Source organism: Caulobacter sp. P1_B12_2 (genome assembly GCF_056406675.1).
The window spans coordinates 1-1,515 of sequence record NZ_JBFTZS010000700.1 but is presented as its reverse complement, the minus strand read 5'-3'; the positions used below and the strand labels follow the sequence as shown (position 1 = coordinate 1,515).

General features: G+C 69.6%; 1 protein-coding gene. It reads right to left on the bottom strand.

What is annotated here, in order from left to right; translation table 11 throughout:
* Positions 1-57: 57 nt before the first annotated feature.
* On the bottom strand, positions 58-1,392 hold the full coding sequence (gene aptA / locus AC1DZ6_RS25030) for an omega-aminotransferase AptA (protein WP_477099793.1): 1,335 nt from the start codon (positions 1,390-1,392) through the stop codon (positions 58-60).
* Between the last annotated feature and the right edge of the window lie 123 nt (positions 1,393-1,515).

The window sequence follows — 1,515 nt, the reverse complement described above, 5'->3', positions numbered from 1 at the left end:
AAACGGGGGAGGTGGCGCGAGGCGTAGCCTCGTGACGGAGGGGGCGTCCCMGCGGCCTCAGTCCACACCCGCCAACACCCCGCGTATCGTCTMCACCACCTGGTCCACCTGCTCGCGTTCGATGATCAGCGGCGGCGACAGGGCGATGATGTCGCCCGTCACCCGGATCAGCAGGCCCTTGTCGAACGCCGTCTCGAACGCCGCCATCGCCCGGGCCGTGGGCGCGCCCGGACGCGGCTCCAGCTCGATCCCGGCGATCAGGCCGAAGTCGCGGATGTCGATCACGTGGCGGGCGTCCTTCAGCGAATGGACCGCCGCGCGCCAGTAGGGCTCCATCTCCAGCGCCCGCTCGAACAGCGCCTCCTCCTGATAGACCTCCAGCGCCGCCATCCCGGCCGCGCAGGCCAGGGGGTGGGCCGAATAGGTGTAGCCGTGGAACAGCTCGATGGGGGCGTCGGCGCCGTCCATCATCGCCTGGTAGACGCCCTCGGACGCCGCCACCGCCCCGGCCGGCACGGCGGCGTTGGTCAGGCCCTTGGCCATGCAGATCATGTCCGGGATCACCCCGAACCGCTCGGCCGCGAACGCCGCGCCGACCCGGCCGAAGCCGGTGATCACCTCGTCGAAGATCAGCAGGATGTCGTGCTTGTCGCAGATCGCCCGCAGGCGCTGCAGATAGCCCTCGGGCGGCACCAGCACCCCGGTCGAGCCGGCCACCGGCTCGACGATCACGGCGGCGATGTTGGACGCGTCGTGCAGGGCCACGATCCCCTCCAGCGCGTCGGCCAGCTCGGCGCCGTTCTTCGGCAGGCCCTGGCTGAACAGGTTGCCCGGGGCGCCGTGGGTGTGGGGCAGGTGGTCGACGCCGGTCAGCAGGCTGCCGAAATACATCCGGTTCTTGGGGATGCCGCCCACCGAGATGCCGCCGAAGCCGACGCCGTGATAGCCGCGCTCGCGGCCGATCAGCCGGGTCTTGGTCCCCTTGCCGCGCGCCCGGTGATAGGCCAGGGCGATCTTCAGGGCGGTGTCGACCGACTCCGAGCCCGAACCGGTGAAGAAGATCCGGTCCAGGCCCGGCGGGGTGATCTGGGCGATGCGGCTGGCGAAGGCGAAGGCCGCCGGATGGCCCATGTTGAAGCTGGGGGCGTAGTCCATCTCGCCGGCCTGCTGGCGGATCGCCTCGACGATCTTCGGCCGATTGTGCCCGGCGTTGACGCACCACAGGCCCGAGGTGGCGTCCAGCACCTGGCGGCCGTCGGGCGTGTAGTAATGCATGCCCTCGGCGCGACTGAGCAGGCGCGGACTGGCCTTGAACCGCCGGTTGGGCGTGAACGGCATCCAGAAGGCGTCTAGGTCGTTGGTCGCGGGCTGAGATGAGCCGAAATTGGTCATGGAGGAGGTCTCGGGCTCTGGCGTTCTGGATGGACGCGTGCATTGTGATCGCAGTTCAATGTGATCTGGCAACCCCTCACGGCCGCTCATCCCGGCGAATGCCGGGACCCAGATCCCAAAGCG